This window comes from Ruminococcus callidus ATCC 27760 (assembly GCF_000468015.1).
Classification (GTDB): Bacteria; Bacillota; Clostridia; order Oscillospirales; family Ruminococcaceae; genus Ruminococcus_C; species Ruminococcus_C callidus.
Genome location: NZ_KI260359.1, coordinates 1 through 1618, shown reverse-complemented (window position 1 = coordinate 1618; position 1618 = coordinate 1). Strand labels below are relative to the sequence as shown.

Annotated in this window: 1 protein-coding gene; it reads left to right on the top strand. The window is 56.1% G+C overall.

The window, feature by feature from the left end; translation table 11 throughout:
* Positions 1–49: 49 nt before the first annotated feature.
* Complete coding sequence (gene xylB, locus RUMCAL_RS05435; protein ID WP_021681617.1) at positions 50–1576, top strand: xylulokinase; 1527 nt, start codon at positions 50–52, stop codon at positions 1574–1576.
* Positions 1577–1618 lie beyond the last annotated feature (42 nt).

Below are 1618 nucleotides of genomic sequence, written 5' to 3'. Positions count from 1 at the left end.
CGCCAGACGCTCTTTGTGCGGTATTGCCCTATGGAAAGGAATTACAACTATGGCTTATGTAATTGGCGTGGACTGCGGTACCAGCGGTACCAAAACTGTACTGTTTCGGGAAGACGGCACCGTTATGGCAAGTGCGACGGTAGAATATCCCATGTATCAGCCGAAAAACGGCTACGCAGAACAGGATCCGGCAGACTGGAAAGCTGCAATGATCCGAACCATTCAGACCGTTGTCACCAAAAGCGGTGTGGCGAAAGAGGAGATCAAGGGCATTGGCATTTCCGGACAGATGCACGGTCTGGTCATGCTGGACAAGGAAAATCAGGTTCTGCGGAAGTCGATTATCTGGTGCGACCAGCGTACCGCCGCAGAGGTCGAGGAAATGAACCGTGTTGTCGGTCGGGAAAAGCTGATGGAGATCACTGCCAATCCGGCACTGACCGGCTGGACTGCCGCAAAGATCCTGTGGGTACGGAACAACGAACCGGACGTATACGAAAAGTGCCGGCACATTCTCCTGCCGAAGGACTATCTGCGTCTGATCCTCACCGGCGAGTATGCCACCGAAGTTTCCGATGCTTCCGGCATGCAGCTGCTGGACATCGCCAACCGCTGCTGGTCGGACGAACTGCTGCACCTGCTTCAGATCGACAAGGATCTGCTGGGCAAGGTGCACGAGTCCTGCGAAGTGACCGGAACGCTGACCCGCGAAATGGCAGACACACTGGGACTGTGCGAGGGCACGGTTGTAGTCGGCGGTGCAGGCGATAACGCTGCCGCTGCGGTAGGTACCGGCGTTGTCAGGGACGGCAAGGCGTTTACCACGATCGGTACCTCCGGCGTGGTATTTGCCCATACTTCTTCTATGGCAATGGACACAAAGGGTAGAGTACACACCTGCTGTGCAGCCGTTCCCAACAGCTGGCACGTTATGGGTGTGACACAGGGTGCCGGTCTGTCGCTGAAGTGGTTCCGTGACAACTTCTGTGCCGCAGAAAAGCAGACCGCTTCTCTCATGGGCGTGGACGAATATTACCTCATGGACAAGGAAGCCGAGCAGGTGCCGGTAGGGGCAAACCGTCTGTTGTATCTGCCGTACCTCATGGGTGAACGGACACCGCATCTGGATCCCAACGCCCGCGGGGTTTTCTTTGGACTGTCCGCAATGCACACCAAGCGGGATATGCTCCGTGCTGTGCTGGAGGGCGTAACGTATTCTCTGCGGGACTGCGTGGAAGTGTTCCGCGAAATGGGCATCTCCGTAGACGATATGATGGCATGCGGCGGCGGCGGTACTTCTCCGCTGTGGCGGAGCATGCTGGCTGACCTGTACAATTGTCCGGTCAAGACTGTGGCTTCCAAGGAAGGGCCGTCTTTGGGCGTGGCAATTCTGGCTTCTGTGGGTGCCGGCATTTATGGCAGTGTGCCGGAAGCATGCGATGCCATTGTCAAGACCGACAAGACACAGAACCCGCAGGCAGAAAATGTTCCGGTATATGAATCCTACTACCAGCTGTATCGGGAGATCTATCCGGCACTGAAAGCACAGTTTGCAACACTGGCAGGCTTGCAGTAAACTTTGATATAGGGCAATACCGCACAAAGAGCGTCTGGCGAC

What these genes read in the sequence shown, in the direction of transcription:
- xylB (WP_021681617.1), top strand. Translation starts at nt 50, where the DNA reads ATGGCTTATGTAATTGGCGTGGACTGCGGTACCAGCGGTACCAAAACT.